13 protein-coding genes are annotated in these 15,378 nt (G+C 41.3%); 9 read left to right on the top strand and 4 right to left on the bottom strand.

Annotation, left to right across the window (positions count from 1 at the left end; genetic code table 11):
* Nucleotides 1-79 precede the first annotated feature (79 nt).
* On the top strand, nt 80-712 hold the full coding sequence (locus F0145_RS10420) for an L-threonylcarbamoyladenylate synthase (RefSeq protein WP_150088344.1): 633 nt from the start codon (nt 80-82) through the stop codon (nt 710-712).
* A 263-nt stretch (nt 713-975) separates the two neighbouring features.
* Here F0145_RS10420 and F0145_RS10415 read toward each other — a convergent pair whose 3' ends face one another.
* Nucleotides 976-2,319, bottom strand: a complete 1,344-nt coding sequence (locus F0145_RS10415) for a PQQ-dependent sugar dehydrogenase (RefSeq protein ID WP_150088343.1) — start codon at nt 2,317-2,319, stop codon at nt 976-978.
* Between the two features lie 282 nt (nt 2,320-2,601).
* Nucleotides 2,602-3,483: a cysteine synthase CysM gene (gene cysM / locus F0145_RS10410; protein WP_150088342.1), complete on the bottom strand. Its 882-nt coding sequence runs from the start codon at nt 3,481-3,483 to the stop codon at nt 2,602-2,604.
* A gap of 504 nt (nt 3,484-3,987) precedes the next feature.
* On the opposite strand from cysM, the gene F0145_RS10405 reads away from it, so the two are divergent.
* The 8 genes from F0145_RS10405 to F0145_RS10370 all read left to right on the top strand — a co-directional run bounded on the left by F0145_RS10405 (nt 3,988) and on the right by F0145_RS10370 (nt 11,538).
* On the top strand, nt 3,988-5,817 hold the full coding sequence (locus F0145_RS10405; protein WP_150088341.1) for a transglutaminase domain-containing protein: 1,830 nt from the start codon (nt 3,988-3,990) through the stop codon (nt 5,815-5,817).
* A 96-nt stretch (nt 5,818-5,913) separates the two neighbouring features.
* On the top strand, nt 5,914-7,824 hold the full coding sequence (locus F0145_RS10400) for a DUF3857 domain-containing protein (RefSeq protein WP_150088340.1): 1,911 nt from the start codon (nt 5,914-5,916) through the stop codon (nt 7,822-7,824).
* Between the two features lie 91 nt (nt 7,825-7,915).
* Nucleotides 7,916-8,569, top strand: a complete 654-nt coding sequence (locus F0145_RS10395) for an ankyrin repeat domain-containing protein (protein ID WP_150088339.1) — start codon at nt 7,916-7,918, stop codon at nt 8,567-8,569.
* A gap of 93 nt (nt 8,570-8,662) precedes the next feature.
* Nucleotides 8,663-9,091, top strand: a complete 429-nt coding sequence (locus F0145_RS10390; RefSeq protein ID WP_150088338.1) for an ArsI/CadI family heavy metal resistance metalloenzyme — start codon at nt 8,663-8,665, stop codon at nt 9,089-9,091.
* 146 nt (nt 9,092-9,237) lie between these two features.
* Complete coding sequence (locus F0145_RS10385) at nt 9,238-9,750, top strand: GNAT family N-acetyltransferase (RefSeq protein ID WP_150088337.1); 513 nt, start codon at nt 9,238-9,240, stop codon at nt 9,748-9,750.
* A gap of 10 nt (nt 9,751-9,760) precedes the next feature.
* Complete coding sequence (locus tag F0145_RS10380; protein ID WP_150088336.1) at nt 9,761-10,363, top strand: sigma-70 family RNA polymerase sigma factor; 603 nt, start codon at nt 9,761-9,763, stop codon at nt 10,361-10,363.
* Between the two features lie 420 nt (nt 10,364-10,783).
* Nucleotides 10,784-10,963, top strand: a complete 180-nt coding sequence (locus F0145_RS10375) for a hypothetical protein (protein ID WP_150088335.1) — start codon at nt 10,784-10,786, stop codon at nt 10,961-10,963.
* A 20-nt stretch (nt 10,964-10,983) separates the two neighbouring features.
* Entirely contained in the window at nt 10,984-11,538 is a 555-nt protein-coding gene (locus tag F0145_RS10370) for a hypothetical protein (RefSeq protein WP_150088334.1), read from the top strand.
* A 312-nt stretch (nt 11,539-11,850) separates the two neighbouring features.
* On the opposite strand, the gene F0145_RS10365 is transcribed toward F0145_RS10370, so the two are convergent.
* Complete coding sequence (locus F0145_RS10365) at nt 11,851-12,906, bottom strand: hypothetical protein (RefSeq protein ID WP_150088333.1); 1,056 nt, start codon at nt 12,904-12,906, stop codon at nt 11,851-11,853.
* Between the two features lie 374 nt (nt 12,907-13,280).
* On the bottom strand, nt 13,281-15,377 hold the full coding sequence (locus F0145_RS10360) for a helix-hairpin-helix domain-containing protein (RefSeq protein ID WP_150088332.1): 2,097 nt from the start codon (nt 15,375-15,377) through the stop codon (nt 13,281-13,283).
* Nucleotide 15,378 lies beyond the last annotated feature (1 nt).

Raw genomic sequence — 15,378 nt, 5'->3', positions numbered from 1 at the left:
CTAAATCTATCCCAATCGCCTTTCCTGAATAACCTTCTGTTGGCAACCGGAGTACATTAGTTCGTTTACTTTTATTGATATGAGCAACGCACTTTTTCTTAAAATTCACCCGGATAATCCGCCTTTAAATAAAATTTTGCAGGTAGTGGAAATTTTGCGCAAAGGCGGCATTATTATTTACCCCACCGACACGATTTACGGCATGGGCTGCGATTTGCATAATGCCCGTACGTTAGAGCGGCTGTGCTTTCTGAAAGGATTAAAGCCCGATAAGGCTAATTTATCTTTTATTTGCAGCGATCTTACCCATATTTCGGATTATGCGCGGTCTATTTCTACCCAAACGTATAAAATAATGAAAAAGGCCTTGCCTGGTCCGTTTACTTTTATTCTGGAAGCCAGCAGCAAAGTACCAAAGTTGGCTGGCGCCAAGAAAAGAACGGTTGGTATCCGGGTGCCCGATCACCAGATTCCGCTGGCTTTGGTAAAAGAATTGGGCAACCCTATTATTTCTACTTCTATCCGCGACGAAGACGAAGTAATTGAATATTCTACCGATCCCGAATTAATCTATGAAAAATTTAAAGGCCTGGTAGATGTGGTAATTGACGGCGGTTACGGCCAAAACATTCCGTCTACAGTAGTAGATTGCCAGAACGACCAATACGAAATAATTCGGCAAGGAGCCGGTATACTAGAAGATTACGTTTAAGAGAGTGGCAGATTAAAAATATACTGAATTAATTAGTGTTACACAAAAGCAAAAATAGAAGTTCAAGCAATCCAGTACTGTCATTCAGAAGGAACCTATTTTGCAGGTAACCAAATAGGTTCCTCCTGAATGACAGAGATGGGATTCTTAGCCATCAAGTTATATTTAAAGAAATTGTCCGTAACGGCAGATAATAAAAAAACGCCCTTCCTAATTTTAGAAAAGGCGTTTTGTATTTAATTGTATTTAATAGGAATCCAGCGTTATTTTCCTGCTTTCACCTGCCAGATGGTGTTACTGGCATCGTCGGTTACCAGCAAACTGCCGTCAGGAATTACGGTTACCCCAACGGGGCGACCGTAAACTTCTCCTTTACCTAAATCTGAAACAAAGCCAGTTAAGAAATCTTCGGGTTTACCGCTGGGCTTCCCGTTGGCAAAAGGCACAAAAACCACTTTGTAACCTACCAACTCCGACCGGTTCCAAGAGCCGTGCTGCCCCACAAAAGCGCCGTTCTGGTATTTAGCCGGAAAAGCTTTCTGGTCGTAAAAGGCTAAGCCTAAAGAGGCAGTATGCGAACCTAGTGGTACATCCGGCGCTATGGCTTTTTTAACTAAATCAGGTTTTTGGCCTTTCATGCGGGGGTCTTCGTGCTGACCATAATAAGAGTAGGGCCAACCGTAAAAAGCGCCTTCTTTCACGCTGGTAATATAATCCGGCACAAGATCATCGCCCAGGTTATCGCGTTCGTTTACGGCCGTCCACAAGGTGTTGGTGCCCGGTGCCCAATCCATGCCCACGGGGTTACGCAAACCGCTGGCATAAATGCGTTCGCCAGTGCCATCGGGGTTTACTTCTAAAATATTAGCGCGTTTCACCTCGTGCTCCATGCCGTTTTCGCCCACGTTGCTACCGGAACCCACCGAAATATAAATTTTAGAACCATCGGCGTTGGCAATAATATTGCGGGTCCAGTGGTTGTTATAGCCTCCAGCCGGTAATTCCAATATTTTTTCGCCTTTGCCCGCTATTTTGGTCTGGCCATCTTGGTATGGGTAACGCCACAAGCCATCGGTATTAGCCACGTAGAAATAATTATTCAGAATCAGCATGCCCAACGGCTGGTTCAAATCTTCTAAAAATACAGTGCGTACCTCGGGTTTACCGTCTTTATCAGCATCCCGGAACAAGGTAATGCGATCGGCACTTTCACCCATGTTCTGCGATTTAGCCTTACCATTTAGCTGGGCTTTAACTTTCTCTTTTAAGCGCGGGGCTGAGTTAGCCTCAGAAACTAAAATATCGCCGTTGGGCGCTACGTAAATCCAGCGGGGATTTTGGAGCTCCGCTGCAAATTTAGAAACAACAAAACCAGCCGGAGCAGTAGGTGTTTTGTTCGCGGGCCAGCCAATAACTTTACTTATTTTAGCCGTTGGTTCGGTAGCAAAAGGTGCCGGCAAAGAATCAGCGGCACTACTAATATTACCGGTTTCGCTTGCTGCCTCATTTTGCGTTGCTTCTTGTTGGTTTTCGCCGGTTTTAGATTGGCAACCCGCCACGGCTAAAGCTACCAAGCCGCTTAGCAAGAGTGTATTTAGTTTTTTCATAGTTCTACTTAGGTCGATTATATATGCCTTTAACCGTTTTTCTCCCGATTTGTTTCTCCGGGTTTTTAGTTAACCGGCAGGCTTTCGATTTAACGCCACTTAATTAAACTCCTTTTACATAAAAACGACCAGCAACACTGGCAAAGAAGTTTTACCGGTATGCTGGTCGTTGCTTAATATTTAATAGCCAAGAAGCCGGCCTGAAACAAGCTATTTATTTTACTTAATCAACTTAGCCCTAGCCCAAGCTACTATTTAAGGCGGCTGCTTAAGCTTAATTATTTATTTGAAAAGATTAGACGATAAGTAACGATCGCCACGGTCGCAAATAATGCTTACAATTACGCCCTCTTCCAGTTCATTGGCTAATTTAAGAGCTGCTGCCACGGAGCCGCCGCTGCTCATGCCGGCAAAAACCCCTTCTACACTGGCCAGTTGCCGGGTGGTAGCAGTTGCTTCGTCTTGGTTTACATCTATTATGCGGTCTACGCGTTCGCGTTCAAATATTTTCGGCAGATAAGCTTCGGGCCAGCGCCGGATACCCGGTATTTGGGAACCTTCCAGGGGTTGTACGCCTACAATTTGTACTTCTGGGCTTTGCTCTTTCAGGTAACGCGAAACGCCCATAATGGTGCCGGTAGTACCCATTGAAGAAACAAAATGCGTAATGGTGCCGGCAGTGTCGCGCCAGATTTCGGGACCGGTGCTGCGGTAATGGGCCCAATAATTATCGGGGTTGGCAAACTGGTTTAGCATTAAATACCCGCCACCTGCTACTTTAGCCAAGGTATAATCAATGGCTTCTTCCATCGAGCCTTTCTCGGAGGTTAATATTACTTTAGCGCCGTAGGCTTCCATGGTTTTCACCCGTTCTTCCGTCGAGTTTTCGGGCATTACCAGTTCTATCTCTATGTTAAACAACCGGGCAATCATAGCTAAAGCAATACCGGTATTGCCGCTGGTGGCCTCTATTAATTTCATGCCGGGCTTTAACTCGCCCCTATCTAATGCGCCTTTAATCATGCCGTAAGCAGCCCGATCTTTTACACTGCCACCGGGGTTATTTCCTTCCAGTTTGGCTAGTAATTTTACCTTGGGGTTTTTATTAATATTCTGTAATTCCACCAAAGGAGTATTTCCTATAAAATCTAATAATGTAGACACTTTCGTTTATTTTAAAAGCCGGCACTTAAACCACTCCTAGCAAGCAGTTCTGGTTAAAGCTCGTTATTAACTTTAATTTTTATTACGCTGTTTTTAACAGCACGTAAAAGAACAAACTTTTACGAATACTTAAAAACACTTGGTTCACCTGATTTTGGTAGAGTACACACCTTTCTAAATTTTCCTTATTAAGGTTGTGCCTATAAATATTTAACAAAATCATTCTTTTTTAATTCACACAAGTACCTTTAGAAAATTTATTAAAACATTTGAATATTAAAATTTTTATATATTAATAAAATTGTATTTATTTGGGCTTTGAAACCAATTAGCTCTATAATGAAAAAACATTACTTACTATTATTTATTATTTTAATTAGCTGTTAATCAAATGTAACTGCCCAGGATAAGCCTAAATTCAGGTTTCAGAAGCTTGGCGAAATATCACCGGAAGACTTCAATAAATCAAAATACGACCAAGATACCAGTGCTAGTGCCGTCGTTTTGTACGATTCCGGCAAATCTCAGTTCTCCTTTCATGCCAATACAGGTTTAATTATAAATTTTGATCGGCATGTTGTTATCAAAATATTAAAAAAATCTGGTTATGAATGGGCTGATGTTACCACCGCTCTGTATCGGGTTAATCAAGGTGAAAAAGAATCGGTTAATAATTTAAAAGGTTTTACTTACAACCTGGTAGATGGTAAAGTGGAAGCCAGTAAGCTAACCAAGGAATCTATATTTGAAGAAAAAAATACCGATAACTGGACTTCGCATAAATTTACCATGCCCAATGTAAAAGAAGGCTCCATTATTGAATATTCTTATCGCATTCAATCACCTTTTTTGTTTACGTTACGCGACTGGACTTTTCAACGCACCATTCCAACGCTTTGGAGCGAATACAAAGCTATTATTCCGGAATATTTCGATTACAAGCAAGTATCGCAGGGGTATGAACCCTATGAGACTTATACGGCTAATCGGGTAAATGTAGAATTAGGATTAACCGGAAATAACCCTACCGGTAAAGAGCACCACTGGATAATGAAAGATGTGCCAGCATTGCAGGAGGAGCCTTATATGACTTCGATCAACAATTTTGTTTCGCGCATTGAATTTGAACTGGGTCAGGTTAGTTTCCCGGGGCAAATGATAACAAACTTTAATAATACCTGGGAAAAAGTAAGCGCTAATTTAATGGCCAGCGACCGATTTGGGGCTCAACTTACCAAAACAGGTTTTACTAAAGAAACACTGGCGCCGTTGGTGGCTAACGAAAGCGATCCGGAAAAGAAGATGCAGATTATTTACGCTTATATAAAAGAAAATATAAAATGTAACGACCATTTCCGGCTATTCGCCGAAAACAACTTACGAAAAGCTCTAGAAACACGCACCGGCAGCTCGGCTGATATAAACTTACTTTTAGTTGCCATGCTTAAAGAAGCCGGTTTAGAGGCCAACCCGGTTATTCTGAGTACCCGAAGCAATGGTTTTGTAGGCAGCTTTACATACCCCAGTATTTCAAAATTTAATTATGTTATTGGCCACGTAATAATCGGCGAAAAAGAATACCTGCTGGATGCCTCGGAGCGTGATGCCATGCCCAATATGCTACCGGTGCGTTGCTTAAACCGGGAAGGTTTATTGGTTTCGGCCAAAAGTTCACGTTGGGTTTCGCTTATGCCCACCACAAAAGCCTCTAATATGTACCAATCTTCGTTTGTTATTGGAAAGGATAATTCTGTTACAGGAAAAATAGAACATTCCAGTGCTGGTTATGCGGCTATGTCGTACCGGAAAAAAATTACGGCCGAAGGCGAAAAGAAATATGTAGAGAAAGCCCTGAGCAAAACTGATTACTGGGAAATAAACAAGTTTACAATCCGGAACGCTGATGCCACTTCCGAAGCCTTAAAAATTGGTTACGAGGTGAACTTGGCTGGTCAGGAAAAACCAGTTAATACTATTTACCTGAAACCAATGCAGAATCTAGGTGAAAAAGAGAATCCGTTCAAACTAGACACCCGCAAATTTCCAGTAGATTTTGCCACTCCTATTGATGAAACCCATGTATATTCTTATACATTACCCGAAGGTTATAAAGTAGAAGAACAGCCTAAAAATGCCGTGATAAGCCTGCCCGAGAATGGTGGCCGTTTTATTTATAGTATTACAGTATTAGGCAATACAGTAAATGTAATGAGTAAATTAACTATAAACCGCCCTAGTTTTCAGGCTGCCGAATACCCTAATTTAAAAGAGTTTTATAACCACATTGTAGCCAAGCACGCCGAGCAAATAGTTATTAAACAACAAAGTAATTAAAACTAAAACACTGGTGTGGGCCTCTTTGGGGTATCACACCAGTTAATTTCGCCTACCTTGCTTGATTCTTTGTAGAAGATTTCTTTATAATATTTTATGATTAGTACCATTATTTACCACTTTCTGCTGCCAATTTGGGTAACTTTTTATAATCCGACTCCGGCGGCCAAATACGAAGTAGCACGCGTGCCGGAAGCACTAAAAGAAAATGCGCACGCCGTAGTTCGCGAGCACGAAACTACCTTTACTGTGAAATCTGTAAGTGCGGCCACCAAAAAAATACGGTATGTGGTTACCATTCTCGACGAAAATGCAGCCGAACACGCAATATTAATGGTGCCTTACGACAAGCAAAGCAAAGTAAATTACCTGAAAGGCACCTTATATGATCAAAATGGTAAAGAAACAAAGCAACTGAAAAAATCGGATATTATAGATGTAAGTGCCGTTGATAATGGCAGCCTTTTCGATGATAGTCGGGTAAAGGGCGCTAAATTGAATGCACTTCAGTACCCTTATACAGTAGAATACGAGTACGAAATCAGTTATAATGGTTTATTATTTTATCCAACCTGGCTCCCCCAAGACGAAACAAATCTGGCGGTAGAATCAGCTAAATTCCAGGTAATTATTCCGGCCGGCATGACCTTCCGCCATAAAGGAATTAACCTGCCAGATAAGCCCCAGGTTTCTGTCCAGGATAAAAACCAGGTGCATACCTGGCAAGTAGCTGGTTTGGCTGCCCAGGAAACCATTCCTTTCCAGCCCTCTTTTTTGGAACAGGTACCGGCCCTATTTACCGCCCCTGACGATTTTGAGTACGAAGGCTATAAAGGAAATATGAATAGTTGGACATCTTTCGGGAACTGGATTAACCAATTAAATACTGGTAAAGACAAACTGCCGGAAGCTACGGTTGCTCATTTAAAAGCGCTGGTAGCCGATGCGCCTGACGACCTAACCAAAGTGCAGAAAATATATGAATACTTGCAGTCGAAGACCCGTTACGTAAGTATTCAGTTGGGCATAGGTGGATATCAGCCTTTTGAAGCCTCTTTTGTGGATAATAAGGGCTACGGCGATTGTAAAGCTTTATCTAATTACACGCATGCCATGTTAAAGGCGGTAGGCATTAACTCTTTCTACACCCTCATTCGGGCTGGCAGAAACGAACGCGATATCCAGGTTGATTTTCCGAGTAACCAATTTAACCACGCGGTATTGTGCGTACCCATGGCTAAGGATACCATTTGGTTAGAATGTACCAGCCAATCCGAATCGTGGGGTTATTCCGGAAGTTTTACGGGCAAACGCCATGCTTTATTAATCACCCCAGAAGGTGGCAAGTTAATTAAAACGCCGGTTTATAATGCCCCGCAAAACCTTCAAAACCGACAAGCAACAGTAAATTTAGATGCCAGTGGCAATGGCTTAGCCAATATAGAAACTACTTACACTGCCTTGCAACAAGACGAAATAAGCCACATTATAACGGCCGATTCGGATACCCAGAAAAAATGGCTTTATGGCAATGTAAAAATACCCAGTTTTGAAATCCGGAAATATGACTTTAGCCGGCAAAAAGGAAAACTGCCGGCTGTAACCGAAAAATTAAATATTACTATTAATAAATACGGTTCTATCAGTGGCAAACGCTTATTCTTAACGCCTAATTTATTAAACCAATTAAGTTATGTTCCGCCTAAAGTTGAAAACCGGCGCTTAGATGTAATAACGGGCATGCCCTATATCGATACCGATGTAATTAGTTACCAATTACCATCCAGCACTTTCGAGCCTGAACTTATACCTGAGCCCCAGGTAATAAATTCCCGTTTTGGAGAATATTCGGCTTCGGTAAAAATAGAAAAAGATGTCCTGACTTATACCCGTACGCTCCGCATAAACAATGGCCGTTTTCCTGCTTCTGCTTACAACGAACTAATAGAATTTTACAAAAAAATTCAGAAAGCAGATAAAATGCAGGTGGTACTTGCAACTAAATAGCCCTAACCAACGAACTTATATAAATCTATAGTAATGTTATAATGCAGTTATATTACTGCTTAAAATCAAAACTGCTAAAGATTTTAGAACTATGTCAGAAGCTCCTATATTAATTGATGCGGTAAAAGCCGGCGATGTTGCCCAGGTAAAATCTATGCTGGAAGCCCAACCAGATTTACTGCAAGAAGCCAAAGGAATTAACGGCGAATCGCTGATCCTTTTATCGGTTTACCACCGCCAGCCTGATATTACACAAATATTAATAGCGAAAAGCCCAGAATTAACCATTCACGAAGCCGCCGCTACCGGCAACCTGGAGGCGGTAACAAAACACATAGCAGAAGATCAAACCTCGGTAAACGTCTTGTCGGCCGATGGCTTTAGCCCGCTGGGCCTGACTTGTTTTTTTAACTACCCGGAGGTAGCGCACTTGTTAATTCAGAACGGGGCCGATGTAAATGCCGCCTCTGAGAATGGCCTGCGGGTAAGCCCAATTCACAGTGCGGTTGCTGCCCAAAATATTGAACTGGTAAAACTTTTACTAGAAAACGGGGCCGATATAAATGCAGTACAGGCGGGAGGCTTTACCCCTTTGCACGCGGCTGCTCAAAACGGCGACGAAGCATTAATTAAATTTTTATTAGAACACATGGCCGATATTAATGCTATGACCGATACCGGCAAAACGCCTATGGAGTTAGCCATTGCCAGCGGCCACGATGCGGCTAAATGGTTTAGCTTATAAATATCTAAAATATATTTTAAAATTTCTGCGTCTTTTCAGCCGGCTTACCGTCATCGGGGTGTAAATAAATCTTAACCTCTAAACCAAAGAACCATGAAAAGATTACATGTGCACGTACGCGTTAAAAACCTGGATGAATCAGTAGCTTTTTATAATGCCTTATTCGCCGCTTCGCCAACTGTTTTAAAGCCCGATTATGCCAAATGGCTGCTGGAAGACCCACGGGTAAACTTTGCTATTTCGTTGCGGTCCGACAAAATTGGCCTGGAGCACTTAGGTATTCAGGCCGAAAGTTCGGAAGAACTAAACGAAGTTTACAATCGGTTAGAACAGGCTAAAGGTGCCATCCGGGAAGAAGGCCAAACCACCTGCTGCTACGCGCAATCGGAAAAATCCTGGATTACTGACCCCCAAGGCATTGATTGGGAAGCTTTTTATACTTTTGGTTCCTCTACTACTTACACCGAAGCCAAAGCACCAGCCAATTCGGCATGCTGCGAACCCACTTGCTGCGAAAAATAATATTACCAGAACTACTTCGGCAACAGGAACAAAAATATTCGCTATACTTAACCGCACCTGGCCAAAACCAGTTAATTTAATTGCTTTTGGTCAGGTTTATAAATGAGCGAAATTATTCTTAATTTAAAGTTAAATATTTGGGCAATATGCGTATTTTAGCTACCAAAAGCCTTACTATACAGCCTTTACAGGCCCAGCACTACACCGCTGTTTCCCGGATTTACCTTGAAGGTATTGCCACCGGAAATGCTACCCTGCAAACCGAATCGCCGGATTGGCCGGACTGGGATAAAAGTCATTTGCCGCACAGCCGGCTGGTGGCTTTACACGAACAGGAAGTAGCGGGTTGGGCCGCTTTAACTCCGGTTTCGGGCAGGTGCGTGTACCGGGGCGTAGCCGAAGTAAGTGTATACATAGGAGAGCAATTCCGGGGTATGGGCATTGGCAAAAAATTGCTAAATAATTTAATTCAAGCATCGGAAGCGAATGGCCTTTGGACTTTACAGGCCGGCATATTTAAAGAAAATACCGCCAGCCTGGCTTTGCACGAAAATTGTGGCTTCCGGGTAGTGGGCGTGCGCGAAAAAATAGGTCAGTTACACGACATCTGGCGCGATGTATGCCTGCTGGAGCGCCGGAGCCAACTGATAGGGGTTTAACTTTATTCAAATGAATCAGAACCAGGATAATATTTGCTGCTCAGCCGCACCTGCGCCTTGCAACCAGGTAGCCCCTTTATTTTTTACTTACGAAGAAAAATTAAAAGGCTTTATTCGGAAACAAGTGCGCAACCCGGATATTACCCACGACCTTACCCAAGAACTTTACTTAAAGATTTACCAGAACTGCGAGCAATTACCAAAAGTAACAAACCCCAAAGCCTGGCTGTACCAGGTTACCCGCAACGCTATCACAGATTATTACCGGGCCAATAAACCGGTTAGTTCTATGGCCAATTTTGAAGAAATATTGCCCGAAACAGATAATAATTTTGCCACAGAAATGCTGGAACTACTTGAACCCCTGCTCGCGATGCTACCCGAAAAATATGCCCGCCCGCTTTACCTAAGCGATATTAAAGGTATATCGCAAAAAGAAATTGCGCTTAGCTTAAATCTTACGCTAACTAATACTAAATCCAGAATTCAGCGGGGCCGCGAAAAATTAAAAGCTTTGTTTTTAAAACACTTTTACCTGGAATTTGACCCAAGAGGTCAATTGTTGCAAGCGCGCCCTCGCCCCAATTGTAAACCCCTGCAACGTTTGCTATAAAAGTTGCTAGGCAATTTTTTAAAGGTGTTATCAGCGTTACGCCACCACGCATCAAGTTTAATTTTTAAACGCCTATATTAATAACAGCTAATTCTGGCATGGTTTTTCCAGGCGCAGGATTAGCTATTTTCTTCAAAAGAAGGCAAATAATACGTCATCAATAAATAATTAGTATTGCTTTCTTCTGTCTATTAGCCCAAAACAGCCTAGGTTGGCAAATTAAAAATTAACGTTATAGCTAAGTATTATTTCTCAAGTTCTCAATTTATAGCTTGAATCTAAATACTACTTGAGCGCATTATTTAATTAAATTCGATCTATGTATAACGTTTGTGTATCACTTTTAAGTTAATTTCGTAACGATTAAGTATTGGTTAATATAACTGTTACTTAAATATTACTTAGAAGAAGCCCCGACCTATGTTAGAAGAAGCTGATAAAGAAGGCAAAACATCGTTTCAGATAAGACTGGAGAAAAATTTACTGCAAAAAGGCAAAATATTAGCCGATAAAAAAGGGATTAGTTTAGCCGGTTTGTTCCGGCAGTTGCTCCTGGAAAAACTGGAAGCCGAAGAAGCTAAAAATTATCCCGGGCTTTAACCAAATGAATAAATTTAAACATGAATTTTAAACGTTGGCTCAAAGAAGAAAAAGGTGGCGGGGGCTTGGGAGCTTTTCTGATTATTGTAATTATTGCGGCGGCGATCTACGCGGTGCAATTCGGGCCATCTAACCTCTTGTACGAACCAGAACCCGCCTTTGTAGAAGCGGAATATATTACGCCCGAAGAACAAGCTGAAAGTGAAACGCCAGATTATACCCAAAATACCTACAGCCGCCATAACCAGATAAGTAATCCGGGGAAAGCAGTAGAACCAGAACCCGTTGATACTGAAATAGTAAATACAGAAATATTAGCCCACAACGAAAAACCGGAAACTCCTACCGAGTCGGAAGTTAGCACCAAAAGCGAAAGCAAACCCGCCGTAACCACCACTAGTAAAACCAAAACCAAGCCAAAGGTAAAATCCAACCGCCACCGGCTCTCGAACGAAGCATTAGTAAAAAGAAAATTAAGTCAGGGCAAAACCGTAAAGCAAATTGCTGACGAAACCGGCTTAGACAGAAAATATATACGGGAAGTGAAAAGGCGTACCCAGCAGGTTGTTTGGTAAATTTGATTCTTTAATTCTTCTTTATAGAAAGTAATTTTAAAGAATACATTATTCCACAGTAAATTACTTATCAAATATTCTAGATCTGCTAAGATAATTAGTAATGAGTATTCATGCGGGTGGAGTTTGCAACTTCTGCCAAGCTAGGACTACTGGTTTGCAGTGACTATAATGTATTCAAGCAATTTTGAGCAAGGCGTCCAGTTTAACAGCTATTATTACGCAGAAAAAAAGATTAAGAAAGATTTTAGGCAGTCACAAGGCTATAAAACATTTTGTTCTCATTTCTTAGCGCGGTTATCTTTTAACCCCCTATTTATTTTGTTCACTTGTTCTCAAGAGTAGAAAAACGTGTTTACCTAAGTCAGTAAGCTCGTATTGTTTAACATCTCCTGCACTATTTCTTAGTTTAATTAAGTTGTACTTTTCGGAATAACTAATTAATTCCTTAGACTCGGAATTGATGGTATTAATTGATTTACCATTGTAAATGGATTTCGCTAATTCTATAAAAAGCAAAGTTTTTCCTGATTTTTTTAATTGTGTTTGAACATCATCTATACTATCCTGATTAGGCAATATACTTTTATTTAAGATATCATTAAGTTCAGTTTCAAGCTTTATATTTTCAGCTTCGAGCTTTAAGTTTTCCCTTTCTACTACTTCTCGATCCCTTTTTATCTCATACAAACCAGCAATTTCATCTTTGAAGTTAACTATTTGGACTTTAAGTTTCTCATTCTCATTTTTAACCAAAAAGTAATCCTGTTCCACGCTTTTGAAGGATACATGTGATTCTGTTAGTTCAATAATTTTAATCTCATTTTGTTTAACCTTATTTGATAGTTTTTCATTTTCTTCTTTTAATGGTAATAATTGAGCATTACTCACGAAGAGGTCCGCATTACGAGATTCTAGGGAATCTCTTTCATTTTGAGCTTTAATTCTTGCTTCTCGTTCATCAGCCAACTTTTTTTCAAAGCTCCCAAGATTTGTTACAACCTCATCGAACACCATTTTATCTACAATGCTTTTAGGGTCCGTTATTTTCTTGATCCGGGGCAAAATAATGTTATCATATAAATCAATGATAAATCTTGATGCTCCTAGTAAGCAATAGGTGATAACTAAAGCACCGAATGCATAACCGATACAGTAAAATAAGTCTTCATAAAAAGAAACTTTTTTGAAATAATTGGAAATATAAGCTATTTTAGCTTTCTGAGTTGTCTTTTCGTCGAAAGTAAACAAGCCATACACTAATCGCCAATTCCTAAATATCCATATTGTAAGGATTGTTGCAAGAAAAGGGTTTCTTGATTTTTGAGAGAAGTTATCTTTAAAAGAATCAAATACTTTATCGAACATTTTAGATTATTTTTTTGGCCTTACCTCCTCATCTTATATTTTATGCCCTCTACAACGTAATCGAATAAAGTTAGTAATTAGACGAAGCGTCAGCAATGCTTTAGCTACTAGAATTAACTAGCCGTTTAAATAAGTAGAAGCGAGAAGCATAATAATACTATTTAATTTAAAATAAAAAAGTCTACTTGATATGAGTAGATTTTAAGTAAACTAATAGAGATTACTACTCCTTTAAATATTCAAAGCGAAATTCTTAGTAGGTACTACTTCAATCTGAAATTTTACTTCAACATTTAACTATTAGAATTTTCTATATTGTTTTTAATAAATTTTATTATATCCGGTTTTTCGTTTAGCATTTCAATCATTATATTCTACAAACGATAGCGTACCTGAAAACGAATATCGGTGCGGGCCGGTCCGGAAATTTGTTCTAAGCCGGAGCCGATAGTTTCCTGATTATGGTATTGCGTATTGGCAATTTTAAGCCAGGTATCTATTTTTTTGCTTAAAGCTTGTTGCACAACCAGGTAAACGCGGGTTCCCGTACCAAAAAACGCCGGTACCGAAAATGCTGAAAGCACATCGCGCTCCGTTACGTACTGCCGGGTGTCATAATCATCGGTATCAAAAAATGCCAACCGCGCACTGATTACGGTTTTACCTAAACTAATAATTCCTTCCTGCCCGATATAATAGCCGGTTTCCCAGGGATGCTCGTGTTGGTACTGGCTCATTTGTACCCGCGTGCGGGAAACCAAAAACGGCAGCGGCGAAAAATCCAGGTAAAATAAATAATTGCGGCGGGTTGCCGGGGCTACATAATCTAATTGGCGGTTCGGGTCGCGGCGGTTTAAACCTTTGGTTTCCTGCCGGAATTGGGCGTACAAATTGGCTGTTTTGGTGGGTTTATACAGCACCCGCACCAAATATTCCGTACCGTGCGATGGCGCATTTACCCGGTACTTCAGCCAAGGAAAACGGAATTTATCGTAGTAAGCAGTAATTTCCCATTTGGCATAGGGCTTAATCTTTAAACCCGTATACCAGCCCACCTCGTTTTGATTGCGGGTATTTTCTCCGAAGGCATTGCCGTAAAAATTATAAAAATTCCGGGCGTAGTTGCGGTAAACCAAAGCCACATCAACTTGTTTCGACAAACTGGCCATTAACCCATTTACCGTACCCAGTCCGCCACCAGTAGAGCGGGCGGTTTCGCCGAAAATATTTATATTCTGAAAATTATAACTGTAATGCACCCCTACATTGGTATTCTGGCGACCGTTAAAACTAAAGGCATTGTAGCTTGCATTGTTTCGCTGCAAAGGAATATTATAACTGGTATTTAGTATAGTTACGCCGGCAACCAGATTGCGGTCCGGCGACTTGTAAGTTAGGTTACTGCCGTAAATGCTTTCGCGTAGCTGGTGTTTATTTTGCAACTCAGTAGGCGTTCGGTGCAGCCCCGAAGATTGCACGCCGCCAAAAGAAAACGCGTTTTGTGCCAAACTATCTTCTGTTGCCTGTAAAGCCCCATCAATCCGTTTACCAGAAATAAAACCGGTAAGCTCCATATTTTGCCGGATATAATAGGTTGCCGCTGCTCCCCGGAAAAAGCCACTTTCCAGCACCGACGAATACGGCCGGATACCCACGTTGCTGCGGCGCACGGTGGTAATGGTTTCGCTTCCTTTGCCCACCGAAAACCCTGACGACAGCAACAAGCCCTGCCCAAACTGTAACTGGTAATCGCCTAAAGCCAGCGCTTTTAACTTGCCTTTGTTGTAAACCTGTAAGTGTGCAGAATAAAAATCGGCCCCGAACTGGTGTTGATTGGGGTTCCAGGCCAAGGCTTCGCCGGCATCTTTTTCGGCAGTAAAACCAATGCTAAAATCGTGGGCGTGGCTGTTGCGGTAGCGTAGCAAATATTTGTCCGGCGAACCCGTATAACGGATAGTCAGGCGGTTGCCAATGGTATCGGGGGCAGTATAGCCCCGGCGTTGCTGCCAGGTTCGGTCGTAGCGGGCTATTAAATATTGGTTATTGTTATTAAATATACGCTGCCCTAGCGCTTGCCTTGAAGTTAATAAACTGGGGTCTTGCACGGTTACAAAGGGCAATATTTTTTGAATGGTAATTAAATCCCAATCAGGTACGGCCTGCAATTCATAAATACTCAAGAGTTGACCCTGCGCCCGAATATGCTTGAACAAATTTTGGATTTGGGCGGGCGTTAAAACAAATAAAGTAGCTAGTTCTTCCGGATTGGTATTATTCAGGTTAATAGGATTTTGATAATACAACAGCAAATTCTCGTAAATATCTTCGTAAACCGGGTTATCTTCTTCTTGCTGCGCCAGTAATTCCTGCACCATTAATTCCAGGTTAATAGCCGGCCGCTGGTATTCCTGGCCCTTAGCCGTAAACTGAAAAACAAAAGCAAGCCCCAGTAGCAAGAGTTTTCTCCCCATA

The sequence above is a fragment of the Adhaeribacter rhizoryzae genome (genome assembly GCF_008629685.1).
Taxonomy (GTDB): Bacteria; Bacteroidota; Bacteroidia; order Cytophagales; family Hymenobacteraceae; genus Adhaeribacter; species Adhaeribacter rhizoryzae.
The sequence above is the reverse complement of the archived record's forward strand: the minus strand, read 5'-3'. Positions and strand labels throughout refer to the sequence as shown.

Bases quoted from the DNA above. Each gene is read 5' to 3' on its own strand.
- F0145_RS10360 (WP_150088332.1), bottom strand. From the start codon at position 15,377: ATGGGGAGAAAACTCTTGCTACTGGGGCTTGCTTTTGTTTTTCAGTTT.
- F0145_RS10370 (WP_150088334.1), top strand. From the start codon at position 10,984: ATGAATTTTAAACGTTGGCTCAAAGAAGAAAAAGGTGGCGGGGGCTTG.
- F0145_RS10380 (WP_150088336.1), top strand. From the start codon at position 9,761: ATGAATCAGAACCAGGATAATATTTGCTGCTCAGCCGCACCTGCGCCT.
- F0145_RS10390 (WP_150088338.1), top strand. From the start codon at position 8,663: ATGAAAAGATTACATGTGCACGTACGCGTTAAAAACCTGGATGAATCA.
- F0145_RS10375 (WP_150088335.1), top strand. From the start codon at position 10,784: ATGTTAGAAGAAGCTGATAAAGAAGGCAAAACATCGTTTCAGATAAGA.
- F0145_RS10395 (WP_150088339.1), top strand. From the start codon at position 7,916: ATGTCAGAAGCTCCTATATTAATTGATGCGGTAAAAGCCGGCGATGTT.
- F0145_RS10400 (WP_150088340.1), top strand. From the start codon at position 5,914: ATGATTAGTACCATTATTTACCACTTTCTGCTGCCAATTTGGGTAACT.
- F0145_RS10365 (WP_150088333.1), bottom strand. From the start codon at position 12,906: ATGTTCGATAAAGTATTTGATTCTTTTAAAGATAACTTCTCTCAAAAA.
- F0145_RS10415 (WP_150088343.1), bottom strand. From the start codon at position 2,319: ATGAAAAAACTAAATACACTCTTGCTAAGCGGCTTGGTAGCTTTAGCC.
- F0145_RS10385 (WP_150088337.1), top strand. From the start codon at position 9,238: ATGCGTATTTTAGCTACCAAAAGCCTTACTATACAGCCTTTACAGGCC.
- F0145_RS10420 (WP_150088344.1), top strand. From the start codon at position 80: ATGAGCAACGCACTTTTTCTTAAAATTCACCCGGATAATCCGCCTTTA.